A 26224-nucleotide genomic window follows, 5' to 3' on the forward strand; every position below is an offset into this window, starting at 1 on the left:
GCTCAGCCCATGCCGATGCGGATGTTCTTCACCTGCATGAACTCGTGGAGGCCATCGAGGCCACCCGTGCGGCCGAACCCGCTCTTCTTGTAGCCGCCGTAGGGGCCCTGCGGGGAGATGATGCTCAGCTGATTGATCCACACCGAGCCCGCCTCCAGCCGCCGGGCGACGCGGTGGGCGCGGGTGAGGTCGCGGGTGTGGACGAATGCGTTCAGCCCGTAGGGGGTGTCGTTGGCGAGGCGCAGCGCCTCGGCTTCGTCGCGGAAGCGGATGACCGAGACCACCGGGCCGAACGTCTCGGTCTGTGCGAGTGCGGAGACATTGTCGACATCGCCGAAGACGGTCGGTTCGATGTAGTAGCCCGGCGCAAGTCCGCCGCCGATACGGGTGCCGCCGAGCAGCAGCTCACCCGACTTCTGCGCCACCGCATCCCCGATGACGCCGAGGATGCGGTCAGCCGCGGCGGCGCTGATGACCGGGCCGAAGAACACCGTCGGGTCCAGCGGGTCACCGATCTTGGCCGCGGCGACCGCGGCGAGGAACTTCTCGAGGAACTCGTCGTACACCGCATCGTGGACCAGCACGCGGCTGGCGCAGGCACAGCTCTGCCCGGACTGCATCAGCGGTCCCTGATGGGCCGCCAACGCTGCGGCCTGATCGAGGTCGGCGTCGGAGAAGACGACGTTCGCGGACTTGCCGCCCAGTTCGGCGACCACCGGCGTCAGGTTCGCCGCGGCGGCGACGAGCACGCGGCGTGCCGTGGCGTCGCCACCGGTGAAATGGACCTTGCGGATGCCGGGGTGGCGGACCAACGCCTCCCCGCCCTCGGCGCCGGCCGGGACGACGTTGACCAGACCCGGCGGCAGGCCCGCCTCGATGCAGAGTTCGCCGAACCGCAGCGCAGCCATCGGCGCGAGCTCGGAGGGCTTGAGCACCACGGCGTTCCCCGCGGCCAGCGCCGGCGCGACACACGACGCGGCGACCGCCAGCGCACCGTTCCACGGAGTGATCACCGCGACCACGCCGTAGGGTTCCCGCTCGATGAGATTGACGTCGAAGGACCCGTTGACCGGCGAACTGGTGCCGTGCGGCTTGTCGGCGTAGCCCGCGAAGTGACGGATGAACCACTCGAGCATTCGCGCGGTGCCCGCGAACGACACCGGCACCGCGTAGTCGTGCACGTTGAGCAGGGCGAGTTCGTCGAGGTGGTCGCGCACGACGTCGGCGAGGTCGACCATGAGGTCGCGACGCCGGTCCACGGTCAGCGACATCCAGGCGCGGTGCGCCTCCCAGGCGGAGGCGACGGCGCGGTCCATCTCGGCCGCACCCGCGAGGGTCACGGTGGCATTGGGCTCACCGGTGGCGGGGTAGATGTGCTCGTGGCGGCCGCCGGAGGACTGGGTGACGCGTTCGCCGTCGATCAGCAGACCGCTGGGCAGCGAGAGTGCGGTGCTCACTGCGGCACGCCCCCTTCGGCCCGCCACTCCTCGAGCACCCGCTCCTTCTGCCGTCCGATCTCGTCGTTGAGCTGCGAGGCCTTCGCCCAGCCGTAGTAGGCGGCGAATTGCAGTGCCAGTTCGTCCATTTCGGTGAACGAGATGTCGCGGCTCTTCAGTGCGGCGTAGACGTGGCTCAGGATCGGATACGGCGCGTCCTGAAACGCCACACACGCGACGGTGACGAAGCGACGTTCCCTCATGCCCAGTCCCGGGCGCTGCCACATCTCACCGAAGACGAAGTTGAGGATGCCCGCACCGGAGTAGGGGTTGTCACGCGTGGGCACATACGGCACGCAGTTGACATCGCGGAAGGCCTGTTCACCGCTCACGAGGCGGTCCTCCGGATCGCTCGGTGTCACCAGTGGGAGCAGCGGGTCCGGGTGCGGGGTCTGCGATCCGCGCTCGCGGTGGATGCGTTCCCACTGCTCGTCGACGACCATGTTGAACCGCGAGGCCTTCGGCCAGCCGCTGTAAACAGCGAAATGCAGTACGGTCTCCCGCATCTCGGTGATCGTCAGATCACCGCTGTTGAGTGCGGCGTAGACGTGGTCGCGCAACGGGCCCTCGGCGTCGGCGGCTGCGACGCAGGGCAGCGTGACGAACCGCCGGTTCCGGCGGCTGAGTCCCGGCCGGTCCCAGACCTCGCCGAAGACGAAGTCGACCAGCCCGATGGATGCGGGTGTCATGTCGTCGGGGGCGGTGAAGGTCATCACGTCGGAGAACGCGTGCCTGCCGCGGGTCGAACGTTCGGCGCCCGTCGTCGTCATCTGAAGTCTCCACTCATCGCAGGGTGACGCCCGCGTCGACCTTGAACTCGAGGCCGGTCACGTAGCGGGATTCGTCGGACGCCAGGAACAGCACCGCGTTGCTGATGTCGATCGCCTCGGCCATCACGATCGGCATGGCGTTGAGGAAGATCGGCACGAGATCGGGCCTCGCATCGGCGAGCAGGCCGTGCAGCGACGCCGGCTGCATGCCCGTCTCGACCCCGGTCGGGTGCACGGTGTTCACCCGGATGTTCTGTGCTGCAAGCTCGTTGGCGAGTGCCCGGCTCAGCCCCACCACGCCGTGCTTGGACGCGGTGTACGGCGTGTGCAGCGGCGTGCCCTTCAGCCCGGCCGCCGAGCTGATGTTGATCAGGCTGCCGCCGTGGTCGACGAGGTGGGGCAGCGCGGCAGCACAGGTGTTCCACGTTCCGATCAGGTTCACGTCGACGACGGTGCGCCACTGCTCGGGCGTGGTGGTGTCCCAGGTGCCCACGGTCAGCACGCCCGCGTTGGCCACCGATGCGTCCAGTCCGCCGAGTTCCGCGACGCCGTCGGCCACGGCGGCCGCCAGCGCAGCGGCGTCGCGCACGTCGACGACGTGGGTCAGGGCGCGCCTGCCGTGCTCCTCGACCAGGCGCGCAGTCTCTTCGAGGTCGTCGCGGGTCGCCAGCGGATACTCGACCTCGGCCAGCGACGCGCAGATGTCGACGAGGATGAGGTCGGCGCCTTCTTCGGCCAGCCGCACCGCGTGGCTGCGGCCCATGCCGCGGCCCGCGCCGGTGACCAGGATCCGCTTGCCCGCGACCCGTCCGGGTGTTGACGTCATCGCGGCCTACAGCTTGTTGCAGAAGCCGGCGTCCACCGGGAACGTGACCCCGGTGACGTACTTGGCCGCGTCGGACACCAGATAGGCGATCGCCGCGCTGATGTCCTCGGGTTCGAGCAGTCCGACCGGCATCGGGTTCTGCAGATGCGGGCCGCCGCCCGGATAGTTCTCCAGGAACGACGTCATCGCCGGATTCACCGCCATCATCGTGTTGACCGCGGTCGGGTGCACGGTGTTGACCCGGATGCTCTCGGAGGCAAGCGCATTGGACAGCGTTCGCATGAGCCCGACGATGCCGTGCTTGGACGCGGCGTACGCGAGGCCGCCGCCCTGCAGGCCGCCGAACCCGCGAAGGCCCGCGGTGGAACTGGTGAAGACGATCGACCCGCCCCGGCCGCCGGCGATCAGGTGCGGAATCGCGGCCTTCGCGGTGTGGAACGCGCCCACCAGGTTGACGTCGAGCACGTCGGTCCACTGCTCGAGTTCTTCCTCGATGGTCAGTTCGCGGAACGCCATAATTGCGATACCCGCGTTGGCGCAGACGATGTCGAGGCGGCCGAAGTGCTGAACGCCCGCGGTGAGCGCCGCGTCGACGGCGGCGTAGTCGCGGACGTCGGCGACCGACCCGAGCATCTTGCCCCCGGCTCGCTCGACGAGCGCGATCGTCTCGTCGAGTTCTTCGCGGCTGGCCATCGGGTAGCCGTTGGACGCGATGTCGGCGCAGATGTCGACACCGATGATGTCGGCGCCGTCTGCCGCGAGGCACACGGCGTGACTGCGCCCCTGGCCGCGTGCGACGCCCGTGATGAATGCGACCTTGCCGTCCAGAGAACCCATGTATCCGCTCCATTGCGCTGGTCACATACCGAAGGCGGCGTGACGTGAGTAACCGTGTTACACCGGGTACAGTAACCGCGTTACCCACTGACGGCAAGGGAGGTTCATCAGGTGGCCAGCGCGGAGAGCACCGACGCGCGACGCGCCGAGGGCCGCGACGCCATCCTGGACACCGTCGCCGAACTGCTCGAGACCGAGGGCTATGACGCGGTTCAGTTGCGCGAGGTCGCCCGTCGCAGCCGGACGTCGCTCGCCACCATCTACAAGCGCTACCCGAACCGCGACGAACTGATCATCGCGGCGCTGCACTCTTGGATGGACGAGCATCGGTACTCGGGCCTGGTGCATCAGAGTCCCGCCCCCGGCGAGTCGGTCTACGACGGGATGATGCGGTTGTTGCGCACCATCTTCGAGCCGTGGGAGCACCATCCGGCGATGCTGACGGCGTTCTTCCGGGCCCGCGCCGCGCCGCGCGGACAGCAGATCTTCCGCCGCGGTCTCGACATCACCGTTCCGTCGTTCATGCAGGTGCTCGCGGGCGTCGACGACGCATTCGTCCGCGATCTCGAGACCATTCTGTCGACGGTGATCTACGGGCTGCTCGGCCGGTTCGCGGCGGGCGAGATCGCGATCACCGACATCCTCCCCAGCCTGGACCGCACCGTCTACTGGCTCACGGCCGGCTACCAGGCGACCGGGACGGCGTCGGTCAGATCTGACGCATCTCCGTCTCGTTGATCGTCATCCCGTGCTCGTAGAAGTCGTTGACGATGAACGCCTTGAAGGGGTCGTTGCGGATCGTCCAGCCGTTGACGCGGTAGGTCTCACCGGGACCCAGCACGACATCGCCGTCAGCGGGAGGAAGCGTCCCGCTGAACCAGAACCTCTCGCCCGTGCCGCGGACCACGGCGAGGCTTTGCTGCGGGGAGTAGCGGGCGACCGCCGGTGACGTGCCGAAGGGCTGGCCGTTCGACAGCCCACACACCGCCATCGGCCCGCCGCCGCGCGGGACGTCATCGGTGCTGATGAGGCATCTGAGCTTGCCGTCCTGGACGCGAACCACCTGGTCACCGTCGGCGGCGCCCGCCTGCGCGGCGAGGGGATACGCGGTCACGGCGATCACTGCCGCCGACGCCGCGAGGAATGTTCCAACCATGGTCATCCCGATTCGAGTCGACATCCTTGTCGGGTCGTGATGCTTCCACGACCCGCGGCTCCGGATGGCCGATTTCGGGCGATTTGTCGTTTGCCGGCGGAACGCCGTCGTGCGCGCTATAAAGCCTGCGCTAGAAGTCCCAGTCCTCGTCGGTGGTGACGACGGCCTTGCCGATGACGTAGCTGGACCCGGAGCCGGAGAAGAAGTCGTGGTTCTCGTCGGCGTTGGGGCTCAGCGCCGACAGGATCGCCGGGTTCACGTCGGTCTCGTCCCGCGGGAACAGCGCCTCGTAGCCGAGGTTCATCAAGGCCTTGTTGGCGTTGTAGCGCAGGAATTTCTTGACGTCCTCGGTCAGGCCCACCTCGTCGTAGAGGTCCTGGGTGTACTCGACCTCGTTGTCGTAGAGCTCGAACAGCAGCTCGTAGGTGTAGTCCTTGAGTTCGGCCTTGGTCGCCTCGTCGTGCAGGGCCAGGCCGCGCTGGAACTTGTAGCCGATGTAGTAGCCGTGCACGGCCTCGTCACGGATGATCAGCCGGATCATGTCGGCGGTGTTGGTCAGCTTGGCCCGGCTCGACCAGTACATCGGCAGGTAGAAGCCGGAGTAGAAGAGGAAGCTCTCGAGCAGCGTGGAGGCCACCTTGCGCTTGAGCGGCTCGTCGCCCTTGTAGTACTGCATGACGATCTCGGCTTTGCGCTGCAGGTTCGGGTTCTCCTCCGACCAGCGGAACGCGTCGTCGATGTCGGCCGTCGAGCACAGCGTCGAGAAGATGTTGCTGTAGCTGCGCGCGTGCACCGACTCCATGAACGCGATGTTGGTGTAGACCGCCTCCTCGTGCGGGGTGAGCGCATCGGGGATCAGGCTGACCGCGCCGACGGTGCCCTGGATGGTGTCGAGCAGGGTCAGGCCGGTGAAGACCCGCATCGTCAACTGCTTCTCGTGGGCGTTGAGCGTGTTCCAGGACGGGATGTCATTGGACACCGGGACCTTCTCCGGCAGCCAGAAGTTACCGGTCAGCCGGTCCCAGACCTCGGCGTCCTTCTCGTCCTGCACCCGGTTCCAGTTGATCGCCGAGACGCGGTCGACCAACTTCATGCCATCGCTCACCAGAACCCCACTTCACCAGGCTTTTCGCACGTCCGCTATAGCCGCTCTATAGCCACTAGCGACACTACTCGTAGTGTCCGACACCTCGAGGGAACCCAAGATATTGGGTTTGCGGCGTGTCGTTCAGGCGACGTTCTCGCGGCGCCGGACGCCCTCGTGCAGCGGCAGATCCGGGTCGAGTTTGATGCCGAGCAGGTCGCAGGTGCCGCCGATCGCGCCGACCATGATCGTGGTCAGATGCGCCACGAAGTCGTCGGTCGACATCCGGCGCGGGGTGTCGACGCCGAGGCCGAGCCACCAGTCGGTGGCCGAGGCGATCGAGCCGAAGGCGGCGTAGGCGGCCAGTTCCAGCGCGTCGGCGTCCAGCTCGATCTCGCGCAGTTCCTTGTCGAACATGCTGGCCATCGCCACGGTGATCTCGCGGCTCTCGTTGAGCGCGCGCATGGTCGATTCGCTCTGCTCGGCGAAGCGGCCCTGGATCAGGAAGCGGATGACGTTGGGGTGCTCGTCGACCAGCCGCACGTATTGCTCGACGCTGCGCCGGATGATCTCGCGACCCGGGTCGGAGTTCAGGTCGATCGACGGGAAGATCGCCGTCCACAGCATGTCCCGCAGCCGCTGGCCGATCGCCTGGAACAGGTCGGACTTGTCGGCGAAGTGGCGGTAGATCTTGGGCTTGGCCGTCCCGGCCTCCTCGGCGATCTCGCGCAGGCTCAGATCGGGGCCCAACCGGTCGATCGCCCGGAACGCGGCGTCGACGATCTCCGACCGCACTTTCTTGCGGTGTTCGCGCCAGCGTTCGCTACGGGCGTCCACCTTGGCGCCCGTTTCGTCACCGGTGCGTGACCTCGACCCTCGTCGCACGGGCTCACTGTACCCGCCTCGTAGCCGCTGACCTGCTCATAGGCGGCGTGTGACGCATTCCTTACCGCCGCTGGCCTGCGGTTCGCCCGGGGAGACCGGTTCCCCCGACTTGGGTACTATCGCTGCGACAGCTCAATCGACGAGACGAGAAGTATGACGCAGCGATACGACCTGGTGATCGCCGGCGGTGGACCGTCGGGTTCGGCCGCCGCCTGGCAGGCCGCCCAGACCGGCGCGAAGGTCGTGGTCCTGGACAAGGCCGAGTTCCCGCGCGACAAGCCGTGCGGCGACGGCCTGACCGCCCGCGCGGTCAGCTACCTGCAGAAGATGGGCCTGGCCGACGAGGTGGCCACCTACCACCGGGTCAACCGGGTCACGGTGTTCAGCCCCAGCCAGTGGGAACTGTCGTTCCCGACGCGGCCCGGCATGCCCGACCACGGCCACACGGTCAGCCGCACCCACCTCGACACGGTGCTGCTCAAGCACGCGGAGTCCGCGGGCGCCGAGGTCCGGCAGGGCGCCGAGGTCACCGGACCCGAGGTCGACGCCAACGGCCGGGTCATCGGCGTGGTGCTCAAGGGCGGCGAGAAGGTCTACGGGGACGCGGTGATCGCGGCCGACGGCGCCTACTCCCCCATCAAGCGGGCGCTGAAGATCGACTCGCAGTACAACGGCTACCAGGCCATCGCGATCCGGTCGGAGATGCACGCCAACCGGCCGGACTCCGATTCGCTCGACATCTACCTCAAGCTGGCGTTCCAGGGCGACCAGTTGCCGGGCTACGGCTGGGTGTTCCCGATGGGCGACGGCATCTTCAACATCGGGTTGGGCTACGTCAACAGCTACAAGAACTGGCAGTCGATCAACGCCACCCAGTTCCTCGGCGAGTTCCTCCGCACGCTGCCTCGCGAGTGGGACCTGCCGCCGATCGAGGAGCTCAAGAAGAACAAGAGCGTCCGGGCGTGGCGACTTCCGATGGGCTTCACCGCGTGGCCGCCGTGGCGACCGGGCGTGCTGTTCACCGGCGACTCGCTGGGTGCGGGTAAGCCGGCGTCCGGCGCGGGCATCTCCAAGGCGCTGGAGTCCGGGCTCGCCGCAGGCGAGTGCGCCATCGCCGCGCTGACCAACGGCGGCCCCGACGACTTCACCAACTACGCCAATCGGATGGAAGCGGCGTGGGGCCGGGAGTACAAGCGCGGCCGCTACTTCCACAAGCTGGCAGGCATCCCCGCCGTCGCGAACAACGGCATCAAGCTGATCGACAACGCGCTCTTCCGCGATCGCATGCTCAAGTCGCTGTACAAGAAGGCGCAGGGCCCGCAGCACAAGTACTGACCCCGAAGTTTCTGCCCCGCCGATTCATCGGCGCCGCCGAGTGTGGACCCAGGCACGTTCTCCGTGCTTGGTCCACACTCGGCGTTCTTCGTGTCGGACCCTTTCGGTAGACCTTTTCCTGTGACCGCAGCGCAGTTGACCGCCTTCATCTGTTACCGCGACCCGGACGCGATGGTCGACTGGGTGACCAAGGTTCTCGGGTTCGACGTCGTGCGCTGCTTCCGCGATGGCGGCCACCTCGCCCACGCCGAGCTCAGGCGCGGCGACGCGGTGGTGTGCATCCAGCGCGACGACCGTGGATACGACATCCCGGCCGTGAAGGGCGACTGTGTGGGCTCCGGGCTGTACGTCGTGGTCGACGCCGCCGACGTGGACGCGATCCACGACCGCGCGACGGCCGCCGGAACCACGGTGCTCATCCCGCCGGAGACCACGCCATGGGGCAATCACCGCGTCGAACTCCTCGACCCGGAGGGCCGGCAGTGGTCGATCGGCTCCTACCTGCCGGGGCAGCCGGGCGACGACTGGTGAGCGGCTAATGTGCCGGGCATGCGACTCACCAACGACTGTTACCTCGTGACGCTGCGCTTCGATTCAGGTGTGGAGCACTACTTCCGCGACGGCGAGCGGTGGACCAAGGTGACCACACGCGGACGCCGGATGCCTGCGACCGCCGAACAGGTGATGAACCACCTGCTGCCCGCGCTCGCCGGCGCCAAGTCGGGCATTGCGGTCGAGGTGCGGCATCGCGACCTCGACGACGACGCGGGACAGCTCCTGGACAGCCTACGGGCGGGTGACGCACCGGCCGCGTCGACTGTGTAGACCGTCGTCGAACTCGTGCCGACATGTCGGCGGCACCCGCACGGTCGGTGGGAAGCCGTCAGCAGACGGTCAGTGCGGGCGACCTCATGGTCGGGAAGTTCGGGCAGGCCGGGCTACTACTGCCCCTGCTGGCGCTCATCGCATACCTGCTGATGCCAAGGGGCCCGAGGCGCCTCGTCCGGCTCCAGCGGGCCGCAGTCGATGGCGGGCTCGAAGGGCTGCGCACCTGCGATCGGCGCACCGACCAGGATCGCGGCCGCAGCAGCCGCCACCATGAGACTCTGTACAGCAAATCCCCGGAACGATGTCATGGGCTCCCCTCCCTGTGGAAAGACCAGTACACACCGACGCGAGCCAAGATCGATAGCGCTCGGCGCGACGGGGGTAGAAGACATTTCACTTTGCAAGTACTCCCCTGGTCGCGAGGCGATGTGCAGCAGCGGATGGGCGTCCCGCCGGGTCCGCAGACGCCTCTAGTGTTTCTGTCCATGGCCATCGCATGCGACGACCTGCGCGCGCCGCACGACTCCGCGGCGTTGTACGCGCCTGCCGCCGTTGATGACCGACGGTGCGCTGAGTTGACCGCGGCGGCTCGGCTGGCCGCCGCCGGCGTGGTGACCATCGAACAGGGCCTGACGGACGCCGAGCTCGCGGATGTCGAGCAGGCGTTGGGCTTCACCTTCGCCGACGACCACCGGGCCTTCCTCGCCGCGGGGCTACCGGTGGGCCCGTCGTGGCCGGACTGGCGCAGCGAAGGTCGCCGGAGCCTGCACAAGCGGCTGCGACTGCCGCTCGACGGAATCCTGTTCGCGGTGGAATGGAGTGCGTTCTGGCCCCCGGCGTGGGGGCAGCGGCCCGCAAGCATGAAACATGCCCTTCGGACGGCGAATTACGAGCTGGCGCGCGCGCCCCGGCTGCTGCCGTTGCACTCGAACCACTACCTGCCTGCCGGTGCCGGCTCGTCCGGCGCGCCCGTTCTGTCGGTGGTGCAGGCCGATGTCACCGTCGTGGGCCGAGACATCGCCGAGTACGTCGAGTCCCTCGTCAGCCCCGGCGTTGCGCAGACGCCGGTCGCCGCACGCCACGTCGAATTCTGGTCGGACCTGATCGACTGACGCGGGCACGTTGTGTCAGCGGCGCCCGCGCGCGGCCCGGCCCGGCTTGCGAGCGACTTTTCCGGCAGCGGCGCGGGCCGCCTGTTTGGCGAGGGTCTTCTCCCGTGCGGTGCGTTTCGGTGCCGGCTGGTCCTGTGTCCGCGACGAACCGGGCTTGCGGCCCCGCACGATTCCGATGAACTCCTCGACCAGCACCGGCTGCGGGCCCTCCCGGAGGGCGAGCGCCACCGGACACGTGGGCGCATCCGTGATGGGGCGGTACGTGAGGTCCTTGCGGTGGTGAAGCCGCGCCAGCGACTGCGGAACCAGGAGTGTGCCGATCCCCGCGGCGACGAGTTCGATTGCCTCCCCGGTGGTCTCGGGCCGGTGATCAACCGGGGCGCCGGGTGCGTCCACCCAGCCAAGGACGTCGTCGCGTGGGAGCAACGTGGGCTCACCGTCGAGGTCCGCGGCGGTGATCTCGTCGGCGGCCGTGAGGATGTGATCGGTCGGCACCACGGCGACCGTGATCTCTTCGTAGAGCGGGATGACGGCCAGCCCGGACGTCTCGGCCGGCAGCCGGAGCACCGCAACGTCGAGGGCGCCCCGCCTGACTTCGGCGGCCGCGTCCGCCGCGACGACGACGCGCAACCGCAGCGGGACGTCGGGGTGGCGCTCCGCCCAGATCCGGGCCCACTTCGCGGGCGTCCCACCTGGGACGTAACCGAGGGTGAGCGAGGCCGGATCCACCGCATCAGGCTACCGATAGGCTTGTGCCATGAGCAGGGCGAATGCGCAGTTCATGAAACCCGCCACGGCGGCGAGGAAGCTGGACGTGTACCTCCCCGCGACGCCTGCGGAATTCCAGGCGAACCCGATCACCCGGTCGGAAATCGCCGCGCTGCAGGCGGACCCGCCACAGTGGCTCAAGGACCTCCGCAAGAACGGGCCGCACCCGAAGAACCTCGTGGCAGCCAAGCTCGGCGTCTCGATCGCGGGTCTCGCGCGCGGCGGCGTCACCGAGGCGCTGACCACCGAGCAGATCAATCAGCTGCTCGAAGACAAGCCCGAGTGGCTGATCGCCGAGCGCGAGAGCTATCAGAACGTGCAGCGCGAGGAACGACGCATCAAAGCACTGCACGAGGATCAGGCTCGCGAGAGCTGAGCGACGCCGCGGTCAGCGTCAACGGAAGAACATGTCGCTGAGGCGATCGAAGAAGCGATCGACGCCGCGCTCCAGCCGACTGCCCCGGGCCCACTTCTCCCACGCGTAGATCAGGCCGAACATGGCGACGACGATCCCAAGCACCAGAGCGGTGACGAGAATGACCTCGACGGTCGTCGACATCGCAACATCCTCGCGCACCACACTCTGCTGTCAGAGACCCTGCGTCACAACATGCAGCTGACGCAATTTTCCACCTCAGTGCCCGCCAGCGCCATCTGGCGTAGGCGGATGTAGTAGAGCGTCTTGATGCCCTTGCGCCAGGCGTAGATCTGCGCCTTGTTCACGTCGCGCGTGGTGGCCGTGTCCTTGAAGAACAGCGTCAGACTCAAGCCCTGATCCACGTGCTGGGTGGCCGCGGCGTAGGTGTCGATGATCTTCTCGTAACCGATCTCGTACGCATCCTGGTAGTACTCCAGGTTGTCGTTGGTCAGGTACGGCGCCGGGTAGTAGGCGCGACCGATCTTGCCTTCCTTGCGGATCTCGATCTTCGACGCGACCGGGTGGATCGACGACGTGGAGTGGTTGATGTAGGAGATCGACCCCGTCGGCGGGACGGCCTGCAGGTTCTGGTTGTAGATGCCGTGCGTCTGCACCGACTCCTTCAACCGCTTCCAGTCGTCCTGGTTGGGGATGCGGATGTCGGCGTCCGCGAACAGCTGACGCACCCGCTCGGTGGCCGGCTCCCACACCTGGTCGGTGTACTTGTCGAAGAACTCCCCCGACGCGTACTTCGACTTCTCGAACCCGCCGAACTTCGAACCACGTTCGATCGCAATGCGATTCGACGCCCGCAGCGCGTGGTAGAGCACCGTGTAGAAGTACATGTTGGTGAAGTCGACGCCCTCTTCGGAGCCGTAGTGGATCCGCTCACGGGCGAGGTAGCCGTGCAGGTTCATCTGCCCCAGGCCGATCGCGTGGGACTCCTTGTTGCCCTGCTCGATCGACGGCACCGACGTGATCGACGTCTGATCGGAAACGGCGGTGAGCCCGCGGATCGCCACCTCGATCGTCTGCGCGAAGTCCGGGGAGTCCATCGCCTTGGCGATGTTCAGCGACCCGAGGTTGCACGAAATGTCCTTGCCGATCCTCTTGTACGACAGGTCGTCGTTGAATTCCGACGGCGTGGACACCTGCAGGATCTCCGAGCACAGGTTGCTGTGGGTGATCTTGCCCTCGATCGGGTTGGCCCGGTTCACGGTGTCCTCGTACATGATGTACGGGTAGCCGGACTCGAACTGCAGCTCGGCCAGGGTCTGGAAGAACTCGCGGGCCTTGATCTTGGTCTTGCGGATCCGGGCGTCGTCGACCATCTCGTAGTACTTCTCGGTGATCGAGATGTCGGCGAACGGCACGCCGTAAACGCGTTCCACGTCGTACGGCGAGAACAGGTACATGTCCTCGTTCTTCTTGGCCAGCTCGAACGTGATGTCCGGGATCACCACGCCGAGTGACAGCGTCTTGATCCGGATCTTCTCGTCGGCGTTCTCGCGCTTGGTGTCGAGGAAGCGGTAGATGTCGGGGTGGTGGGCCTGCAGGTACACCGCGCCCGCACCCTGCCGCGCGCCGAGCTGGTTGGCGTAGGAGAACGAGTCCTCGAGCAGCTTCATGATCGGGATGACGCCCGAACTCTGGTTCTCGATGTTCTTGATCGGGGCGCCGTGCTCGCGGATGTTGGACAGCAGCAGCGCCACCCCCCCACCGCGCTTGGACAGCTGCAGTGCGGAGTTGATGGAGCGCCCGATGGACTCCATGTTGTCCTCGATACGCAGCAGGAAGCAGGACACCGGCTCGCCGCGCTGCTTCTTGCCCGAGTTGAGGAACGTCGGGGTGGCCGGCTGGAAACGGCCGTCGATGATCTCGTCGACGAGCTTCTCGGCCAGCGCCGTGTCACCGGCGGCCAGCGTCAGCGACACCATCACCACCCGGTCCTCGAACCGCTCCAGGTAGCGCTTCCCGTCGAAGGTCTTCAGCGTGTAGGAGGTGTAGTACTTGAACGCGCCGAGGAACGTCGGGAAGCGGAACTTCTTGGCGTAGGCCCGATCCAGCAGCGTCTTGACGAAGTTGCGCGAGTACTGGTCGAGCACCTCGCGCTCGTAGTACTCCTTCTGGACCAGATAATCGAGCTTCTCGTCCTGATTGTGGAAGAAGACCGTGTTCTGGTTGACGTGCTGCAGAAAGTACTGGTTCGCGGCTTCCCGATCCTTGTCGAACTGGATCTTGCCGTCCTTGTCGTACAGGTTCAGCATCGCGTTGAGCGCGTGGTAGTCCGTCTCGCCCGGAAGCGCGTGCACGCCGGTGGTTACAGGTTCTGCAGTGACGGTTGGTGACACGTCTGGTCCTTCCAGAAGTCTTCCAGGCCCGCGCGGACGGCGAAGACGTCGTCCGTGGTGCCCATGAGTTCGAAGCGGTAGAGGTACGGGACGGCGCACTTGCGGGAGACGACGACCCCCGCGTAGCCGAACTCGGCGCCGAAGTTGGTGTTGCCCGCGGCGATGACGCCGCGGATCAACGACCGGTTGTGTTCGTTGTTGAGGAAGGCGATCACCTGTTTGGGGACGTAGCCCCCGTGATCGGGATCCGGACCGTTGGCGTGCCCACCACCGTAGGTCGGCAGCACCAGGACGTAGGGCTCGTCGACCTGGATGCGCTCACGCAGCGGGATGCGCGTGGCGGGCAGGCCGAGCTTCTCGACGAACCGGTGCGTGTTCTCCGAGACACTGGAGAAGTACACGATGTTGCCGGTCATGATCGAGTTCGCCCTCCTTCCTGCCTCGCGTGTACCCCCGTCAGGCCGTCGCTGCGACGGCTCCTCCGAGCGCCTTGATGCGATCGGGGCGGAAGCCCGACCAGTGGTCGTTGCCGACCACCACGACGGGCGCCTGCAGGTAGCCCAGGGCCATCACGTAGTCGCGGGCCTCGCTGTCGAGGCTGATGTCGACCGTCTCGTAAGCGATGCCCTGCTTGTCCAGCGCCTTGTAGGTGGCGTTGCACTGCACGCAAGCCGGCTTGGTGTAAACGGTGACGGTCATTGACGGCTCCTCGGGCGTGTGACGGGTGGTGAGGCGAACGGACTGGCAACGGAACGGAGACTGCATATCGCTCTAGTTCAGCGACCCGCAGACTCACAAAATTCCTGGACGCCCGGGGTGCTCGACCGGTGGTGCCGAAATGCTCTGACCACTGGATCTGCGCTCCGGCCGACCTCCGAACCGTGGGGGTCTGTCGGTGTGCAAGACACTACACCTGGTGTCCGACAAAGCCAGGGGATACCAGATGTTCTGAATAACATTTCTGGAATTCCCAGGTCGTAAGCCCACGCACAGCCGCAGTCCCGGCGTGTCGCGCCCGATGACGCGCCGCGTGTCGCAAGATGGGAGATGTCTACCACCGGGCACCGACAACGGCCCGGCACCAGGGCAACGCCCGAGGCGCTCCAGCAAACGCCGACGGGCGCGCCGGATTGGTGACCGTCGACGTCCGCCGACCCGCTTAGGTTGGACCCATGAGTTGGGACGTGTACGTCATGAGGTTCCCGGAGCACGTAGCGACGCCGGCGGAGATACCGGCGGACTGGCATCCGGAGGACATCGGGACGGCCGGGGAGGTCCGTGCCGCGATCGACGCCCTGATCGCCGACATGGCCTGGGGTTCCGACGGCTGGGGCCAGGGCACCGGGGACGGCTTCTCGGTCGAGACGTCGCTACGAGAGCCCGACGACGCACCCGTCAACGGCTTCACCCTGATGTTCCGCGGCCGGGGGCGACGCGGCGAACCTCGCCATGGCGTTGGCGGCACGGTTCGACGCCCGCGCACTCGGCAGCGGCGTGTTCCTCGAGCCCGATTCGGCCGGCGAGGCGTTCGACAGCTGGCAGCGCTACCGCGACCACGCGCTGCGGCCGCGCCCCCGCGAGTAGCGGCCTCAGCCGACCTCGGCGACCAGCTTGCCGACGATGTCGCGCAGGTTCGCCGCGACCTCGGCGTTCTCCCGCGGGTGCCTGCCGTCGAGGGACTTCGCCGGAATTGACAACTTGAGGTCCTCCACCACCCGCGGCCCGGCGATGCCGAAGCTCTTGCGGGTCTCGTCGTGCGCCCACACGCCGCCGTACTGCCCGAGCGCAGCGCCGACGACGGCGAGCGGCTTGCCCTTGAGTGCGCTGTCACCGAACGGCCGCGACAGCCAGTCGATCGCGTTCTTGAGCACTCCCGGGATGCTCCCGTTGTATTCGGGCGTGACGACGAGCGCCGCGTCGGCCTCGGCCGCCGCTCGCCGCAGCGCCACCACGGGCTCGGCCACGTCGTCGTTGTCGATGTCCTCGTTGTAGAACGGCAGCTCACCCAGCCGGTCGAACAACTCCAGCGTCACGCCCTGCGGAGCCGCCTCCACGGCGAGTTCGGCGATCTGACGGTTGATCGACGCCGCGCGCAGACTCCCCACCAGAACGATCACCTTGATATCCGACATGTGCACCCCTTCATTCGTCCGGACGGATCTTCACACAGTTGAACCGGACTACAGTCCGATTTCATCCCGCTGATTTAAAGTGAGGGCATGCCCGCGACGCAACCCCCGACGCCGCTGCCGCAGCAGGCGCCGCAGGAGCGAGGCGATGCCGCCCGCAATCGTGCCCTGCTGCTCGACGCCGCGCGCGATCTCATCGCCGAACGGGGCGCGGACGCGGTGAGCATGGACGACGTGGCGGCGGCCGCAGGGGTGGGCAAGGGCACGCTGTTCCGCCGGTTCGGCAGCCGGGCCGGCCTGATGATCGTGCTGCTCGACGAGGACGAGAAGACCGAACAGCAGGCTTTCCTGTTCGGCCCGCCGCCGCTGGGACCCGGGGCGCCGCCGCTCGAGCGGCTGCTCGCCTACGGACGCAGCCGACTGCGGTTCGTCCACACCCACCACGCGCTGCTGTCCGACGCGGCGCGGGACCCGCAGACCCGCTTCAGCGCGCCGGCCACCCTGCACCGCACCCACGTCCGCATGCTGCTCGAGGCGGCGGGCACCACCGGCGACCTCAACGCCCAGGCCGATGCCCTGCTCGGTCTCCTCGACGCCGACTACGTGGAACACCAGCTCGCCGACCTGGGCCACACCCTCGACACGCTCGGCGATGCGTGGGAGGCCGTGGCGCGCAAGCTGTGCGGCACCTGATGCACTGGGTGCTGCACGTCGACCTCGACCAGTTCCAGGCCGCCGTCGAGATCCGCCGCAACCCCGGCCTCGCCGACCTGCCGCTGGTCGTCGGCGGCAACGGTGACCCGACCGAGGCGCGCAAGGTCGTCACGTGTGCGTCCTATCCCGCCCGTGCGTTCGGGATCCGCGCCGGTATGCCGCTGCGCGCAGCGGCCCGCAAGTGCCCGGACGCGGTGTTCGTGCCGCTCGACACCGACGCCTACGACGCGGCGTCCGACGAGGTGATGAGCCTGCTGCGGGACTTCGGCCACCCGGTAGAGGTGTGGGGCTGGGACGAGGCCTACGTCGGCGTCGACGACCCGGACGGCACGCTCGACCCGCAGGAGCTGGCGCAGCGGATCCGCACCGGCGTCGCGGCCCACACCGGGCTGGCCTGTTCGGTGGGCATCAGCGACAACAAGCAGCGCGCGAAGGTGGCCACCGGCTTCGGCAAGCCCGGCGGGGTGTTCACCCTCACCGACGCCAACTGGATGGCGGTGATGGGTGACCGCGCGGTCGACGCACTGTGGGGCGTCGGCCCGAAGACCGCCAAGAAGCTGCTCGGGATGGGCATCGAGACCGTCGCGGACCTGGCCGCCACCGACGCCACCGTGCTCACCGCCGCGTTCGGACCCACCACCGGACTGTGGATCCTGTTGCTGGCCAAGGGCGGCGGGGACACCACCGTGACCGCCGAACCGTGGGTGGCGCGCTCGCGCAGCCATGTCGTCACCTTCGCCGACGACCTCACCGACCGCGCCGAGATCGACTCGGCCGTGGTCGATCTCGCCCGCCGCACCCTCGACGAGGTGACCGCACAGGGCCGGGTGGTGACCCGGGTGGCGGTCACGGTGCGCACCAGCACCTTCTACACCCGCACCAAGATCCGCAAACTCGCCGCGCCCGGCAACGACCCGGTCCCCATCACGCAGACGGCGCTGGCGCTGCTCGGGCAGTTCGAGCTGGACCGGCCCGTGCGGTTGCTCGGCGTGCGGCTGGAGCTGGCGATGCCGTCGGCCGCGGCGGCACCCGGCGTGGCTGTCGGTGGCGGCCCATAGCGTGCACACCATGCTGACGACGGTCGCTGTGCGCGGATACCGGTCGCTGCGCGATGTCGTCCTCCCGCTCTCCGCGCTGACCGTCGTCACCGGCGCCAACGGCACTGGCAAGTCGTCGCTCTACCGGGCGCTGCGCCTGCTCGCCGACTGCGGCCGTGGCGAGGTGATCGGCTCGCTGGCCCGCGAGGGCGGCCTGCAGTCGGCGCTCTGGGCCGGGCCCGAGCAACTCGGTGGCGCTCGCCGCACCGGCCGCGTAGAAGGAACCGTGCGAACCGGGCCGGTCTCCCTCGAACTCGGCTATGCGGCAGATGATTTCGGCTATCTGGTGGATCTCGGACTGCCCCAGGACCCCGGCCACAGGTCGCAGTTCGGGCGCGACCCCGAGATCAAACGCGAGGCCGTGTTCGCCGGCGCCGTCGCACGGGATGCCTCCACACTGGTCAGACGCACCCGCGACTACGCCGAGGCCGCATCGGAATCGGGCCGCGGCTTCGACGAACTGTCCCGGTCCCTGCCGCCCTACCGCAGCCTGCTGGCCGAATACGCCCACCCCGGCGCCCACCCGGAACTCGCCGCCGTCCGCGATCGGTTGCGCAACTGGCGGTTCTACGACGGATTCCGGGTCGACGCCGGCTCCGCCGCCCGCCGCCCGCAGGTCGGCACCCGCACCCCGGTGCTGTCCGACGACGGCAGCGACGTCGCCGCCGCGGTGCAGACCATCATCGAGGGCGGGTTCGACGACCTGCAGCGGGCGGTCGGCGACGCGTTCGACGGCTCGACGGTCTCGGTGGCGGTCACCGACGGCTTGTTCGACCTCCAACTCCACCAGCGCGGCATGCTGCGGCCGCTACGCTCTGCCGAATTGTCGGACGGCACACTGCGATTCCTGTTGTGGGCAGCCGCTCTGCTCAGCCCGCAGCCACCGTCCCTGATGGTGCTCAACGAACCGGAGACCTCGCTGCACCCGGACCTGGTTCGCCCGCTGGCCCGGCTGATCCGCACAGCCGCCGACAAGACCCAGGTCGTGGTGGTCACCCACTCGGGGGCCGTGCTCGACGTGCTGGAGGCGGTGCCCGTCGCCGACGCCGATGCCGGCGCCCCCGCGACGGAGATCCGCCTGCACAAGGACTTCGGGGAGACCCGCGTCGAGGGCCTCAGCATGCTCGACACGCCGCCGTGGCACTGGGGCGGTCGCTAGTCCCGCGGCAGCAGGCCCGGCCGCAACGCCCGGCTGAAGAGCACGTTCACCTGACGCATCGCCACGCTGTACGGCCACCACATGGTGCGCTTGAACATGTAGAGCGCCCGGATGTCCGGTGAGGTGTAGATCAGATAGCGGTTGCGCCGCACGCCGCGCAGGATCCGGTCGGCGACGTGTTCGGGCGAGACCGCATGCCCGGCGAACCGGCCGGTCCAGCGGGCCACGTTCGGGTGGTCGCGGTCGACGCCGGCGATCTGCACCGTCTGCACCAGCGGCGTCTTCACCGCACCCGGCACCACCACCGACACCCCGATGCGGTGCCGGGCGAGATCGAAGCGCAGCACCTCCGACAGTCCGCGCAGCCCGTACTTGCTGGCGCTGTAGGCGGCGTGCCACGGCAGCGCGACCAGTCCGGCGGCCGACGAGACGTTGACCAGGTGCCCGCCGCGGCGGGCCGCCACCATCGGCGGCACGAAGGTCTCGATGACGTGGATCGGACCCATCAGGTTGATGTCGACCATCGATTTCCAGTGCTGGTGGGTGAGCCGGTCGACGGTGCCCCACGCCGACACCCCGGCGATGTTCATCACCACGTCCATCGCCGGGTGATCGGCATGGACGTCGCGGGCGAACGCGGCGACCGCGTCGTAGTCGGAGATGTCGAGTGCCCGGTGCGCGGGCACGCTGGCGCCGAGCGCCCTGGCGTCGGCGACCGTGGTCTCCAGACCCGCCTCGTCGCGGTCGGTGAGGAAGAGTTCGGCGCCGTCGGCGGCCAGCCGCAGTGCGGTGGCCCGGCCGATGCCGCTGGCGGCCCCGGTGATCAGACAACGCCTGCCGTCGAAACCACTGCTTCGCGCCATGGCGGTGACCCTACCGTCAGCCCAGATCGGCGGTTCCGCCCCAGAGCGCGTTGAGCCACAACCGGATCACGACGTCGACGCCGCGCGCCGGGTCGGTACCGCGGCCGACGAACCCGCTGTCGTGCGACAACGTCAGTGCCGTGGTGGCGGTCAGCGTGCGGACCAGGGCAGGGAGGTCGTCGGTGATCGGGCGGGCACCGCCGTCCGACCGGACGAGGCCGACGATCTTGTCGATCACGCCATCCTCGAAGTCGTTCATGATCTCGCGGATCTGTGCGTCGGTGTTCCGCGCCAGCGTGCACGCCCGCATGATCGGATCGTTGCTGGCGAACACCGCGGCCGCGTAACCGACCATGCGCTTGGCGAACTCCGCCGGTGACTCCCCGGCCTCCCTCGGCGCGAAATCGTGGGTGAGCTTGTCGAGTTCGGCCATCGCGTCGGCGACGATCACCGCCAGCACCGCGTACTTCGAGTCGAAGTAGAAGTAGAAGCCCGACCGGGCGACACCGGCCCGCTCGCTGATGGTGCTGACGGACAGATCGGCGAACGATCTCTCCTCGAGCAGTTCCCGGACGGCGACGACGATCGCGTCGCGCTGCCGGTCGCCACGGCTGCGCCGCGGCGCCGGTTCCGTTTCGGCGGTCATGTCTCTAGACCTTTGCACGCAGCAGGCCAGAACCAAACTTGACAGGCGTCAACTGCGCCCAGCAGGATGATGATCGGGAGTGACAGCGGCCACAGTTTCTGTGCGTGAGGAGCATGACATGACGGCGACGATCAACACGACGGATTACCTGCTCGACCAGGCGAAGCGTCGATTGACACCGTCGATCAACAACTTCCCCGGGCTCGGCGCGCTCGAGCGCAGGTTGCTGCAGACCGAGTTCCCGCAGAAGCCGATGTCCACGCCGCCTGCGGGCAGCGACCTCAAGCCGGTGATCGGCGACGCCGGCCTGCCGGTGCTTGGCCACATGGTCGAGATGTTCCGCGGCGGCCCCGACTACCTGCTGCACATCTACCGCAAGTACGGCCCGCTGTACTACGCCGACTCCCCCGCGCTGCCCGCGGTCACCGCGCTGGGACCCGACGCCGCGCAGGCGGTCTACTCCAACCGCAACAAGGACTTCTCCCAGCAGGGCTGGGTGCCGGTGATCGGGCCGTTCTTCCACCGCGGCCTGATGCTGCTCGACTTCGAGGAGCACATGTTCCACCGCCGGATCATGCAGGAGGCGTTCGTACGCACCCGCCTGGTCGGCTACACCGAGCAGGTCGACCGGGTCGTGTCGCAGGTGATCGCCAAGGACTGGGTGGCCAACGACGCGCGCTTCCTGATGTATCCGGCCATGAAGGAACTGACCCTCGACATCGCCTCGATGGTGTTCATGGGCCACGAGCCGGGCACCGACAAGGAGTTGGTGACCAAGGTCAACAAGGCGTTCACCACCACCACGCGGGCCGGCAACGCCATCATCCGCAAGCCGGTCGCGCCGTTCACCTGGTGGCGCGGCATGCAGGCCCGCAAGCTGCTGGAGAACTACTTCGAGGAGCGGGTCCGCGAGCGGCGCGGCCATGAGGGCTCCGACCTGCTGACCGTGCTGTGTCAGACCGAGGACGAGGACGGCAACAAGTTCTCCGACGCCGACATCGTCAACCACATGATCTTCCTGATGATGGCCGCGCACGACACGTCCACCTCGACCGCCACCACGATGATCTACCACCTGGCCAAGAACCCCGAGTGGCAGGAGCGCTGCCGCGACGAGTCCGACCGGCTGGGCGACGGCCCCGTCGACATCGAGTCGCTGGACAAGCTCGAGTCGCTCGACCTGGTGATGAACGAGTCGATCCGCCTGGTCACGCCCGTCCAGTGGGCGATGCGCCAGACCGTGCGCGACACCGAACTGCTCGGCTACTACCTGCCGAAGGGCACCAACGTCATCGCCTACCCCGGCATGAACCACCGGCTCGAGGAGCTCTACCCCGAACCGATGAAGTTCGACCCGCTGCGGTTCACCGAGCCGCGCAACGAGCACAAGAAGCACCGCTACGCGTTCAGCCCGTTCGGCGGCGGCGCGCACAAGTGCATCGGCATGACGTTCGGCCAGCTCGAGGTCAAGACGATCCTGCACCGGCTGCTGCGCAAGTACCGGCTGGAACTGCCGCACCCCGAGTACACGACGGAGTGGGACTACGGCGGTATGCCGGTGCCCAAGGACGGCATGCGCATCGTCCTTCGGCCGCTGCACTGACGCCGTCGCGGCGTGGGCGCTGAACCGCCCCTAGCCGCTCACGCCGCCAGCAGCCGGTTCGCACACGCGATCACCGCGCGCAACGCCGACTGGGTGGCGTCGTCGGAGAGGCCCATCGCCCACTCCGTGCGCGTGCCGTCGGAGCCGCGCAGGAATGTCGCGATGCCCTGGTCGGCCGGCATCTGGTGGAAGGCCACCAGTTCCACCGGGAAACCGCGGTCGTGCAGCATCGCGGTCAGTGCGGCCACCGGTCCCGACGCGGCGGCGGACGACGTGTCGATCCGGTCCCCGACGGCCAGGGTGGCCTGGTAGTTACGGGCCTGCGGGCCCAGTCGCGTGGCGGGCCGGTCGGCATCGGTGCACGCCCAGTGGCCCAGCCGCAACGGGCCGGAGTGCGGGGCGTACTCGGCGAGGAATTCGTTCCAGGACAACGCGTCGGCCTCCTTGCGCAGGCCACGGGGAACCGGGGCGTGGACGCCGGCCGCGAACGGCGCAGCAGTGGCACCCGCCCGGTTCTGGGGCGCGGCGCTGATTGCGGTGTGTATCGCGGATGAACTTGCCGAAGTAGTGAACATGTGTGCCGGTCATCTCTGGTTCGAGGAAGTGACCGACGATGTAGCAACGACCCACAGCGAGGGGTCGGTCGAGATCAGACCCCGCTGCGGGTTGCTACTACGAGTCGCCTTGGCACGACCGCGACTGTAGACGTCCCCACGCCGCGACGCAAACACTTTCGGCGCCCCCGCCGACGGCCCCGTGCGGGGTGCCGAAGACCACACCGTCGGTGGCGGTCCGGGCACGGCCGCGGACCCTAGTGTGGTGCCGGTGACCTGGCACGAGGGCGTCTTCCTGGTCGTGGCGGGTGTCGCCGGCGGGCTCACGGGCAGCATCGCCGGCCTGGCGTCGGTGGCGACCTACCCGGCGCTGCTCCTGGTGGGCCTGCCGCCGGTGACCGCCAACGTCACCAACACCGTCGCCGTGGTGTTCAACGGGGTCGGGTCGATCTTGGGCTCGCGTCCGGAGCTGAAGGGCCGCGGCGACGCCATCAAACGCATCGTGCCCGGCGCCATCCTCGGCGGTGCGGTGGGCGCGGTGCTGCTGCTGTCCACACCGGCGGAGGGCTTCGAGAAGGTGGTGCCCGCGCTGATCGGCTTCGCCGCCGTGGCGATCCTCATCCCGCGCCGCCGGGGCCGCACCACCGGCGAGGACGAGCCGCGCGGCCGCGCGGCGAGGATCGCCCAGGCCGGGGCGGTCTTTCTGATCTGCATCTACGGCGGGTACTTCGGCGCGGCCGCCGGCGTGCTGTTGCTGGCGCTGATGCTCGCCGCCGGTGAGACGATGCCGCACGCCAGCGCGGACAAGAACGTCATCCTCGGCGCGTCCAACGCCACCGCGGCCGTTCTGTTCGTCTTCCTTGCGCCGGTGCACTGGCCGGCGGTGGTGACGCTGGGCTTCGGTTGCCTGGTGGGATCGCGACTGGGCCCGATCGTCGTCCGCCACGCACCCGCCGGTCCGCTGCGGGTGGCCGTCGGGCTCGGCGGTATCGCCCTTGCCGTCAAGCTCGGCGTCGACGCCTACACCTGAGACAGGCCGAACGGGTTGTCGCCGCTCGCGACCCGGCTTCCGAGGTCGACGAGATTCTGCGCCGACGCGTGCAGCCGCTCCCCCGCCTCCGGACTGGCCTGCCCGGCCAGGTAGCGCGACCACGTGCCCTCGATGACGATGCCGAGCTTGAAACACGCCATCGCCAGATACCAGTTCAGCCGCGATGTCTCGCGACCGCCGGCGTCCAGGTACGCCTCGAGCAGTTCGCGCCGGCTCGCGATCCCGCCGAGCGCGGCGAGCTGCGAACCGGCGTCGATGGGGTTGGGATCGAGCGGCCAGCAGATCAGCATCCACCCGAGGTCGAGCAGCGGGTCGCCGACGGTGCACATCTCCCAGTCGATGAACGCGGCGAGTTCGGGACGGTCGCGCCGCAGCAGCACGTTGTTCAGATGCGCGTCGCCGTGCATGATGCCGGGTTCGCGGTCCGGGGGCCGGTTGTCGGTCAGCCACTGCGCCAGGGACGTGACGGCCGGGAACGACTCGGGTGCGTAGTCGTCGTGGCGGTAGCTCTCCAGCAGCCGCAGGAACTGCGGAACCTGGCGTTCCAGAAAGGATCCCGGGCGTTTGATGGCGGCCAGCGGGCTGCCCTCCCAGGCGACGTTGCCCAGCCGGGCCAGGCTCGCGGCATACGACAGCCCGACCTCGTGGCGCATGCCGGCGTCGCGGACGTAGGCGTCGGTCATCTCGTTGCCCGGGTTGAAGCCGTCGACCTCTTCCATCAGGTAGAACACCACCCCCAGGACGTCGAGATCCTCACAGCCGGCGATGAATCCGGGATGCGGCACCGTCGTCCCGGCCAATGTGCGCAGCACCGCGATCTCACGCAGCATCGTCTTGTCGCTGGTCGGTCTGGGATGCAGGGGCGGGCGGCGCAGCACCATGGCTCGCCCGTCCACCCGCAGCCGCACCACGATGTTCTGCGAACCACCGGTCAGCGGTTCGACGTCGGTGACGGTCGAGCCGAGGCCCTCGCGGGCCAGCCAGCGCGCGAGGGCGGCCTGCGCCTCGTCGCTCAGCGTGGGCAGGGACAGCGCGTCGTCGGGCATGGGAGACATCGTCTCAGCCGCGCGACACGGCGTCGCCGGCTCCCCCGACGATCAGGCCTGGTACTCCAGACAGGGCGCGACGCCGTTGATCACGCCCTCCCGGAACGCCCGGACCCGGGCGAAGCCCGCACCCTGACGCTCCACGTCGGCGTCGCCGCGGAACACCAGCAGGGCCTTGATCGCCTCGTCGAGGTCACCGGGTGAGATGCGGTAGGTGCTGGTGTCCGCGCGGTTGTAGAGGATCACACTCGCGGTGTACGCCCCGGCCAGGCAGTCCGCGCGCAAAGTCGAGGTCTTCTCGTCGGACTGGTCGCCCAGCCGGGTCAGCGCCGCGAGTCCGTACTGGGTGGCCAGCAGCGAGGCCACCGCGTAGTCGCCGCCCTGCTGGTAGATCCGGGGCATGAAGGCCTCGTTGTCCCATCCGATGTAATCGTCTGGCACACAATAGAACAGCGCGAAGCCCTCGGCCGACTGGTCACCGCACATCGGCGGTTCGTCGGGGCTGAAGGGCTGCAGGCCGGCCAGCGGCGACCACGGCTCGCCGGTCACCTCGGGGTACGCCCGGCTCCAGAAGTCCTCCAGGTCATAGGGCACGCCGTTGACGATCGAGTCGTACGGGGCGTCACCGCCACTCGCCGCGTCCATCACGTCGTTGAACGGCAATTCGAGCACCAGTGGATCGTCGTCGCGGTACACCTTGCAGCGCTCCAGCCCTTTGTCGAAGCCGTCCTGGAAGGCGCCCACCCGGTCGAACCCGCTGCCGTGGGCGTTGGGGTCGATCTTCGACGTGCCCGGGGTGTCACGCAGTTCGAGGATGCCCGCGAGCGCGGTGTCGAGGTCGGCGCTCGAGACGTCGAACACGCCGTCGTCCTTGGCATGCCGGGCCCATGCGCCTGCCATGCAGTCGGCCTGCAGTTCCCGGGTCACCGCGCGCGCGGTGAAGTTCGACCGCGCCTGGATCGCATGCGCCCATTCGTGAGCCATCACCACCGGGATCGCGAAGTCGCCGAAGTTCTCCCGCAATCCCGGCAGCAACCCCTCGGCGTCCCACGCCACCACATCCTTGCTGGGACAGTAGAACGCGTTGCCTGCCACCTCCTCGGCACTGGTGGTGCACGGCGGCGCGTCGTCGCTGGAGGGATTGACTGCATACATCCCGCCCGCCAGGGGTTCGTACTCGGCGCCGTAGAGGTCGGGGTACTGCTTGCCCCAGTAGTCCTGCAGATCGGCGATCGCCTGCATGGCGATTCTGTTCACCGGGTCGGACGGGTCGCCGACGATCTCGACATCACTGGCGTCGGGCGCCGCCGCCTTCGACGAACCCGGGACCTCCGGATCCGGACCGGCACAGCCCGCGAGGAGCACCACGACGGCCGCCGCCGTCGACCACACTCTGATGCGCATGGGCAAACGGTAGCGGCGCCGATTGGAATTCAGCTGGAAAGCAAAGCCCTATGCGATCTCGGTGTCGCCGGTCGCGGCGAGCGCAACCGACG

The 26224-nt window shown here is 68.2% G+C and carries 30 protein-coding genes; 12 read left to right on the forward strand and 18 right to left on the reverse strand.

Annotated elements, in window-relative coordinates:
• Positions 1-2 precede the first annotated feature (2 nt).
• From O6P37_RS16550 to O6P37_RS16565, 4 genes are read right to left on the reverse strand one after another with little or no spacing between them, the layout of a single operon-like run.
• Positions 3-1457 carry an aldehyde dehydrogenase family protein gene (locus tag O6P37_RS16550; protein ID WP_269895103.1) on the reverse strand — a complete coding sequence of 485 codons (1455 nt, stop codon included), beginning with the start codon at positions 1455-1457 and terminating at the stop codon, positions 3-5.
• Positions 1454-2266: a carboxymuconolactone decarboxylase family protein gene (locus O6P37_RS16555; RefSeq protein ID WP_269895104.1), complete on the reverse strand. Its 813-nt coding sequence runs from the start codon at positions 2264-2266 to the stop codon at positions 1454-1456. Before O6P37_RS16555 ends, O6P37_RS16550 begins: the two co-directional genes overlap by 4 nt.
• 13 nt (positions 2267-2279) lie before the next feature.
• Positions 2280-3092 (reverse strand): mycofactocin-coupled SDR family oxidoreductase, encoded by an 813-nt coding sequence (locus O6P37_RS16560; RefSeq protein ID WP_269895105.1) that lies wholly within the window; start codon positions 3090-3092, stop codon positions 2280-2282.
• Positions 3093-3098: 6 nt separating this feature from the next.
• Positions 3099-3929: a mycofactocin-coupled SDR family oxidoreductase gene (locus O6P37_RS16565; RefSeq protein WP_269895106.1), complete on the reverse strand. Its 831-nt coding sequence runs from the start codon at positions 3927-3929 to the stop codon at positions 3099-3101.
• A 111-nt stretch (positions 3930-4040) separates the two neighbouring features.
• Between O6P37_RS16565 and O6P37_RS16570 the strand changes: the two genes are divergently transcribed.
• The gene (locus O6P37_RS16570; RefSeq protein ID WP_269895107.1) at positions 4041-4667 is read left to right on the forward strand and encodes a TetR family transcriptional regulator; all 627 of its coding nucleotides are present in this window, start codon (positions 4041-4043) and stop codon (positions 4665-4667) included.
• On the opposite strand, the gene O6P37_RS16575 is transcribed toward O6P37_RS16570, so the two are convergent.
• The 3 genes from O6P37_RS16575 to O6P37_RS16585 all read right to left on the reverse strand — a co-directional run bounded on the left by O6P37_RS16575 (position 4639) and on the right by O6P37_RS16585 (position 7054).
• On the reverse strand, positions 4639-5091 hold the full coding sequence (locus O6P37_RS16575) for a hypothetical protein (RefSeq protein ID WP_269895108.1): 453 nt from the start codon (positions 5089-5091) through the stop codon (positions 4639-4641). The genes O6P37_RS16570 and O6P37_RS16575 overlap by 29 nt on opposite strands.
• Before the next feature lie 124 nt (positions 5092-5215).
• Positions 5216-6178 carry a class 1b ribonucleoside-diphosphate reductase subunit beta gene (nrdF, locus tag O6P37_RS16580; protein WP_408633189.1) on the reverse strand — a complete coding sequence of 321 codons (963 nt, stop codon included), beginning with the start codon at positions 6176-6178 and terminating at the stop codon, positions 5216-5218.
• A gap of 135 nt (positions 6179-6313) precedes the next feature.
• Positions 6314-7054: a TetR/AcrR family transcriptional regulator gene (locus O6P37_RS16585; protein WP_264012010.1), complete on the reverse strand. Its 741-nt coding sequence runs from the start codon at positions 7052-7054 to the stop codon at positions 6314-6316.
• Between the two features lie 153 nt (positions 7055-7207).
• On the opposite strand from O6P37_RS16585, the gene O6P37_RS16590 reads away from it, so the two are divergent.
• The 4 genes from O6P37_RS16590 (at position 7208) to O6P37_RS16605 (ending at position 10329) form a co-directional block, all read left to right on the forward strand.
• Positions 7208-8389, forward strand: a complete 1182-nt coding sequence (locus O6P37_RS16590; protein ID WP_264012011.1) for an NAD(P)/FAD-dependent oxidoreductase — start codon at positions 7208-7210, stop codon at positions 8387-8389.
• Positions 8390-8509: 120 nt separating this feature from the next.
• The gene (locus O6P37_RS16595) at positions 8510-8920 is read left to right on the forward strand and encodes a VOC family protein (RefSeq protein WP_269895110.1); all 411 of its coding nucleotides are present in this window, start codon (positions 8510-8512) and stop codon (positions 8918-8920) included.
• A gap of 18 nt (positions 8921-8938) precedes the next feature.
• A complete protein-coding gene (locus O6P37_RS16600; protein WP_269895111.1) occupies positions 8939-9214 on the forward strand; it encodes a hypothetical protein in 276 nt (91 codons plus the stop codon).
• Positions 9215-9702: 488 nt separating this feature from the next.
• Positions 9703-10329: an SMI1/KNR4 family protein gene (locus tag O6P37_RS16605; protein WP_269895112.1), complete on the forward strand. Its 627-nt coding sequence runs from the start codon at positions 9703-9705 to the stop codon at positions 10327-10329.
• Positions 10330-10344: 15 nt separating this feature from the next.
• Here the strand turns inward: O6P37_RS16605 and O6P37_RS16610 are convergent, their stop codons facing one another.
• On the reverse strand, positions 10345-11058 hold the full coding sequence (locus O6P37_RS16610; RefSeq protein ID WP_269895113.1) for a LysR family substrate-binding domain-containing protein: 714 nt from the start codon (positions 11056-11058) through the stop codon (positions 10345-10347).
• A 28-nt stretch (positions 11059-11086) separates the two neighbouring features.
• Between O6P37_RS16610 and O6P37_RS16615 the strand changes: the two genes are divergently transcribed.
• On the forward strand, positions 11087-11473 hold the full coding sequence (locus O6P37_RS16615) for a DUF5997 family protein (protein WP_269895114.1): 387 nt from the start codon (positions 11087-11089) through the stop codon (positions 11471-11473).
• A gap of 18 nt (positions 11474-11491) precedes the next feature.
• Here the strand turns inward: O6P37_RS16615 and O6P37_RS16620 are convergent, their stop codons facing one another.
• From O6P37_RS16620 to O6P37_RS16635, 4 genes are read right to left on the reverse strand one after another with little or no spacing between them, the layout of a single operon-like run.
• A complete protein-coding gene (locus tag O6P37_RS16620) occupies positions 11492-11656 on the reverse strand; it encodes a hypothetical protein (RefSeq protein WP_269895115.1) in 165 nt (54 codons plus the stop codon).
• Positions 11657-11700: 44 nt separating this feature from the next.
• Positions 11701-13866 carry a class 1b ribonucleoside-diphosphate reductase subunit alpha gene (nrdE, locus tag O6P37_RS16625; RefSeq protein ID WP_269895116.1) on the reverse strand — a complete coding sequence of 722 codons (2166 nt, stop codon included), beginning with the start codon at positions 13864-13866 and terminating at the stop codon, positions 11701-11703.
• Positions 13836-14282 carry a class Ib ribonucleoside-diphosphate reductase assembly flavoprotein NrdI gene (gene nrdI / locus O6P37_RS16630; RefSeq protein WP_264012021.1) on the reverse strand — a complete coding sequence of 149 codons (447 nt, stop codon included), beginning with the start codon at positions 14280-14282 and terminating at the stop codon, positions 13836-13838. The genes nrdE and nrdI overlap by 31 nt, the downstream gene beginning before the upstream one ends.
• A gap of 40 nt (positions 14283-14322) precedes the next feature.
• A complete protein-coding gene (locus O6P37_RS16635) occupies positions 14323-14565 on the reverse strand; it encodes a redoxin NrdH (RefSeq protein WP_264012022.1) in 243 nt (80 codons plus the stop codon).
• Between the two features lie 750 nt (positions 14566-15315).
• On the opposite strand from O6P37_RS16635, the gene O6P37_RS16640 reads away from it, so the two are divergent.
• Positions 15316-15450: a hypothetical protein gene (locus O6P37_RS16640; protein ID WP_269895117.1), complete on the forward strand. Its 135-nt coding sequence runs from the start codon at positions 15316-15318 to the stop codon at positions 15448-15450.
• Between the two features lie 5 nt (positions 15451-15455).
• Here the strand turns inward: O6P37_RS16640 and O6P37_RS16645 are convergent, their stop codons facing one another.
• Positions 15456-15998: an NADPH-dependent FMN reductase gene (locus O6P37_RS16645; protein ID WP_269895118.1), complete on the reverse strand. Its 543-nt coding sequence runs from the start codon at positions 15996-15998 to the stop codon at positions 15456-15458.
• An 87-nt stretch (positions 15999-16085) separates the two neighbouring features.
• Between O6P37_RS16645 and O6P37_RS16650 the strand changes: the two genes are divergently transcribed.
• Genes O6P37_RS16650 through O6P37_RS16660 form a run of 3 tightly spaced genes read left to right on the forward strand, consistent with a single transcriptional unit; the run spans position 16086 to position 18965 of the window.
• On the forward strand, positions 16086-16688 hold the full coding sequence (locus O6P37_RS16650; protein WP_269895119.1) for a TetR/AcrR family transcriptional regulator: 603 nt from the start codon (positions 16086-16088) through the stop codon (positions 16686-16688).
• A complete protein-coding gene (locus tag O6P37_RS16655; protein ID WP_269895120.1) occupies positions 16688-17767 on the forward strand; it encodes a DNA polymerase IV in 1080 nt (359 codons plus the stop codon). Before O6P37_RS16650 ends, O6P37_RS16655 begins: the two co-directional genes overlap by 1 nt.
• A gap of 10 nt (positions 17768-17777) precedes the next feature.
• Entirely contained in the window at positions 17778-18965 is a 1188-nt protein-coding gene (locus O6P37_RS16660; protein ID WP_269895121.1) for an AAA family ATPase, read from the forward strand.
• On the opposite strand, the gene O6P37_RS16665 is transcribed toward O6P37_RS16660, so the two are convergent.
• Positions 18962-19828: an SDR family oxidoreductase gene (locus tag O6P37_RS16665; protein ID WP_269895122.1), complete on the reverse strand. Its 867-nt coding sequence runs from the start codon at positions 19826-19828 to the stop codon at positions 18962-18964. The two genes, O6P37_RS16660 and O6P37_RS16665, sit on opposite strands and share 4 nt — an antisense overlap.
• A gap of 16 nt (positions 19829-19844) precedes the next feature.
• Positions 19845-20474, reverse strand: coding sequence for a TetR/AcrR family transcriptional regulator (locus O6P37_RS16670; RefSeq protein ID WP_269895123.1), 630 nt, complete (start codon positions 20472-20474; stop codon positions 19845-19847).
• Between the two features lie 118 nt (positions 20475-20592).
• On the opposite strand from O6P37_RS16670, the gene O6P37_RS16675 reads away from it, so the two are divergent.
• Positions 20593-22077 carry a cytochrome P450 gene (locus O6P37_RS16675; RefSeq protein ID WP_264012031.1) on the forward strand — a complete coding sequence of 495 codons (1485 nt, stop codon included), beginning with the start codon at positions 20593-20595 and terminating at the stop codon, positions 22075-22077.
• Positions 22078-22115: 38 nt separating this feature from the next.
• Here the strand turns inward: O6P37_RS16675 and O6P37_RS16680 are convergent, their stop codons facing one another.
• Positions 22116-22652, reverse strand: a complete 537-nt coding sequence (locus O6P37_RS16680) for a 2-isopropylmalate synthase (protein WP_269895124.1) — start codon at positions 22650-22652, stop codon at positions 22116-22118.
• A 250-nt stretch (positions 22653-22902) separates the two neighbouring features.
• Here O6P37_RS16680 and O6P37_RS16685 point away from each other — a divergent pair, with 250 nt between their 5' ends.
• Positions 22903-23661 carry a sulfite exporter TauE/SafE family protein gene (locus O6P37_RS16685; RefSeq protein WP_269895125.1) on the forward strand — a complete coding sequence of 253 codons (759 nt, stop codon included), beginning with the start codon at positions 22903-22905 and terminating at the stop codon, positions 23659-23661.
• Here the strand turns inward: O6P37_RS16685 and O6P37_RS16690 are convergent.
• Both O6P37_RS16690 and O6P37_RS16695 read right to left on the reverse strand, forming a co-directional pair.
• Positions 23652-24728, reverse strand: a complete 1077-nt coding sequence (locus O6P37_RS16690; RefSeq protein ID WP_269895126.1) for a phosphotransferase family protein — start codon at positions 24726-24728, stop codon at positions 23652-23654. The genes O6P37_RS16685 and O6P37_RS16690 overlap by 10 nt on opposite strands.
• 51 nt (positions 24729-24779) lie before the next feature.
• Positions 24780-26132, reverse strand: a complete 1353-nt coding sequence (locus O6P37_RS16695; protein WP_269895127.1) for a neutral zinc metallopeptidase — start codon at positions 26130-26132, stop codon at positions 24780-24782.
• Between the last annotated feature and the right edge of the window lie 92 nt (positions 26133-26224).

Source organism: Mycobacterium hippophais, from assembly GCF_027529605.1.
Taxonomy (GTDB): domain Bacteria; phylum Actinomycetota; class Actinomycetes; order Mycobacteriales; family Mycobacteriaceae; genus Mycobacterium; species Mycobacterium arseniciresistens.

What these genes read in the sequence shown, in the direction of transcription:
- O6P37_RS16620 (WP_269895115.1), bottom strand. Translation starts at nt 11,656, where the DNA reads ATGTCGACGACCGTCGAGGTCATTCTCGTCACCGCTCTGGTGCTTGGG.
- O6P37_RS16675 (WP_264012031.1), top strand. Translation starts at nt 20,593, where the DNA reads ATGACGGCGACGATCAACACGACGGATTACCTGCTCGACCAGGCGAAG.
- O6P37_RS16590 (WP_264012011.1), top strand. Translation starts at nt 7,208, where the DNA reads ATGACGCAGCGATACGACCTGGTGATCGCCGGCGGTGGACCGTCGGGT.
- O6P37_RS16655 (WP_269895120.1), top strand. Translation starts at nt 16,688, where the DNA reads ATGCACTGGGTGCTGCACGTCGACCTCGACCAGTTCCAGGCCGCCGTC.
- O6P37_RS16665 (WP_269895122.1), bottom strand. Translation starts at nt 19,828, where the DNA reads ATGGCGCGAAGCAGTGGTTTCGACGGCAGGCGTTGTCTGATCACCGGG.
- O6P37_RS16615 (WP_269895114.1), top strand. Translation starts at nt 11,087, where the DNA reads ATGAGCAGGGCGAATGCGCAGTTCATGAAACCCGCCACGGCGGCGAGG.
- O6P37_RS16645 (WP_269895118.1), bottom strand. Translation starts at nt 15,998, where the DNA reads ATGTCGGATATCAAGGTGATCGTTCTGGTGGGGAGTCTGCGCGCGGCG.
- O6P37_RS16560 (WP_269895105.1), bottom strand. Translation starts at nt 3,092, where the DNA reads ATGACGTCAACACCCGGACGGGTCGCGGGCAAGCGGATCCTGGTCACC.
- O6P37_RS16640 (WP_269895117.1), top strand. Translation starts at nt 15,316, where the DNA reads ATGGCGTTGGCGGCACGGTTCGACGCCCGCGCACTCGGCAGCGGCGTG.
- O6P37_RS16670 (WP_269895123.1), bottom strand. Translation starts at nt 20,474, where the DNA reads ATGACCGCCGAAACGGAACCGGCGCCGCGGCGCAGCCGTGGCGACCGG.
- O6P37_RS16690 (WP_269895126.1), bottom strand. Translation starts at nt 24,728, where the DNA reads ATGCCCGACGACGCGCTGTCCCTGCCCACGCTGAGCGACGAGGCGCAG.
- nrdF (WP_408633189.1), bottom strand. Translation starts at nt 6,178, where the DNA reads ATGAAGTTGGTCGACCGCGTCTCGGCGATCAACTGGAACCGGGTGCAG.
- O6P37_RS16555 (WP_269895104.1), bottom strand. Translation starts at nt 2,266, where the DNA reads ATGACGACGACGGGCGCCGAACGTTCGACCCGCGGCAGGCACGCGTTC.
- O6P37_RS16650 (WP_269895119.1), top strand. Translation starts at nt 16,086, where the DNA reads ATGCCCGCGACGCAACCCCCGACGCCGCTGCCGCAGCAGGCGCCGCAG.
- O6P37_RS16600 (WP_269895111.1), top strand. Translation starts at nt 8,939, where the DNA reads ATGCGACTCACCAACGACTGTTACCTCGTGACGCTGCGCTTCGATTCA.
- O6P37_RS16575 (WP_269895108.1), bottom strand. Translation starts at nt 5,091, where the DNA reads ATGACCATGGTTGGAACATTCCTCGCGGCGTCGGCGGCAGTGATCGCC.
- O6P37_RS16605 (WP_269895112.1), top strand. Translation starts at nt 9,703, where the DNA reads ATGGCCATCGCATGCGACGACCTGCGCGCGCCGCACGACTCCGCGGCG.
- O6P37_RS16660 (WP_269895121.1), top strand. Translation starts at nt 17,778, where the DNA reads ATGCTGACGACGGTCGCTGTGCGCGGATACCGGTCGCTGCGCGATGTC.
- O6P37_RS16680 (WP_269895124.1), bottom strand. Translation starts at nt 22,652, where the DNA reads ATGTTCACTACTTCGGCAAGTTCATCCGCGATACACACCGCAATCAGC.
- nrdI (WP_264012021.1), bottom strand. Translation starts at nt 14,282, where the DNA reads ATGACCGGCAACATCGTGTACTTCTCCAGTGTCTCGGAGAACACGCAC.
- O6P37_RS16695 (WP_269895127.1), bottom strand. Translation starts at nt 26,132, where the DNA reads ATGCGCATCAGAGTGTGGTCGACGGCGGCGGCCGTCGTGGTGCTCCTC.
- O6P37_RS16635 (WP_264012022.1), bottom strand. Translation starts at nt 14,565, where the DNA reads ATGACCGTCACCGTTTACACCAAGCCGGCTTGCGTGCAGTGCAACGCC.
- O6P37_RS16565 (WP_269895106.1), bottom strand. Translation starts at nt 3,929, where the DNA reads ATGGGTTCTCTGGACGGCAAGGTCGCATTCATCACGGGCGTCGCACGC.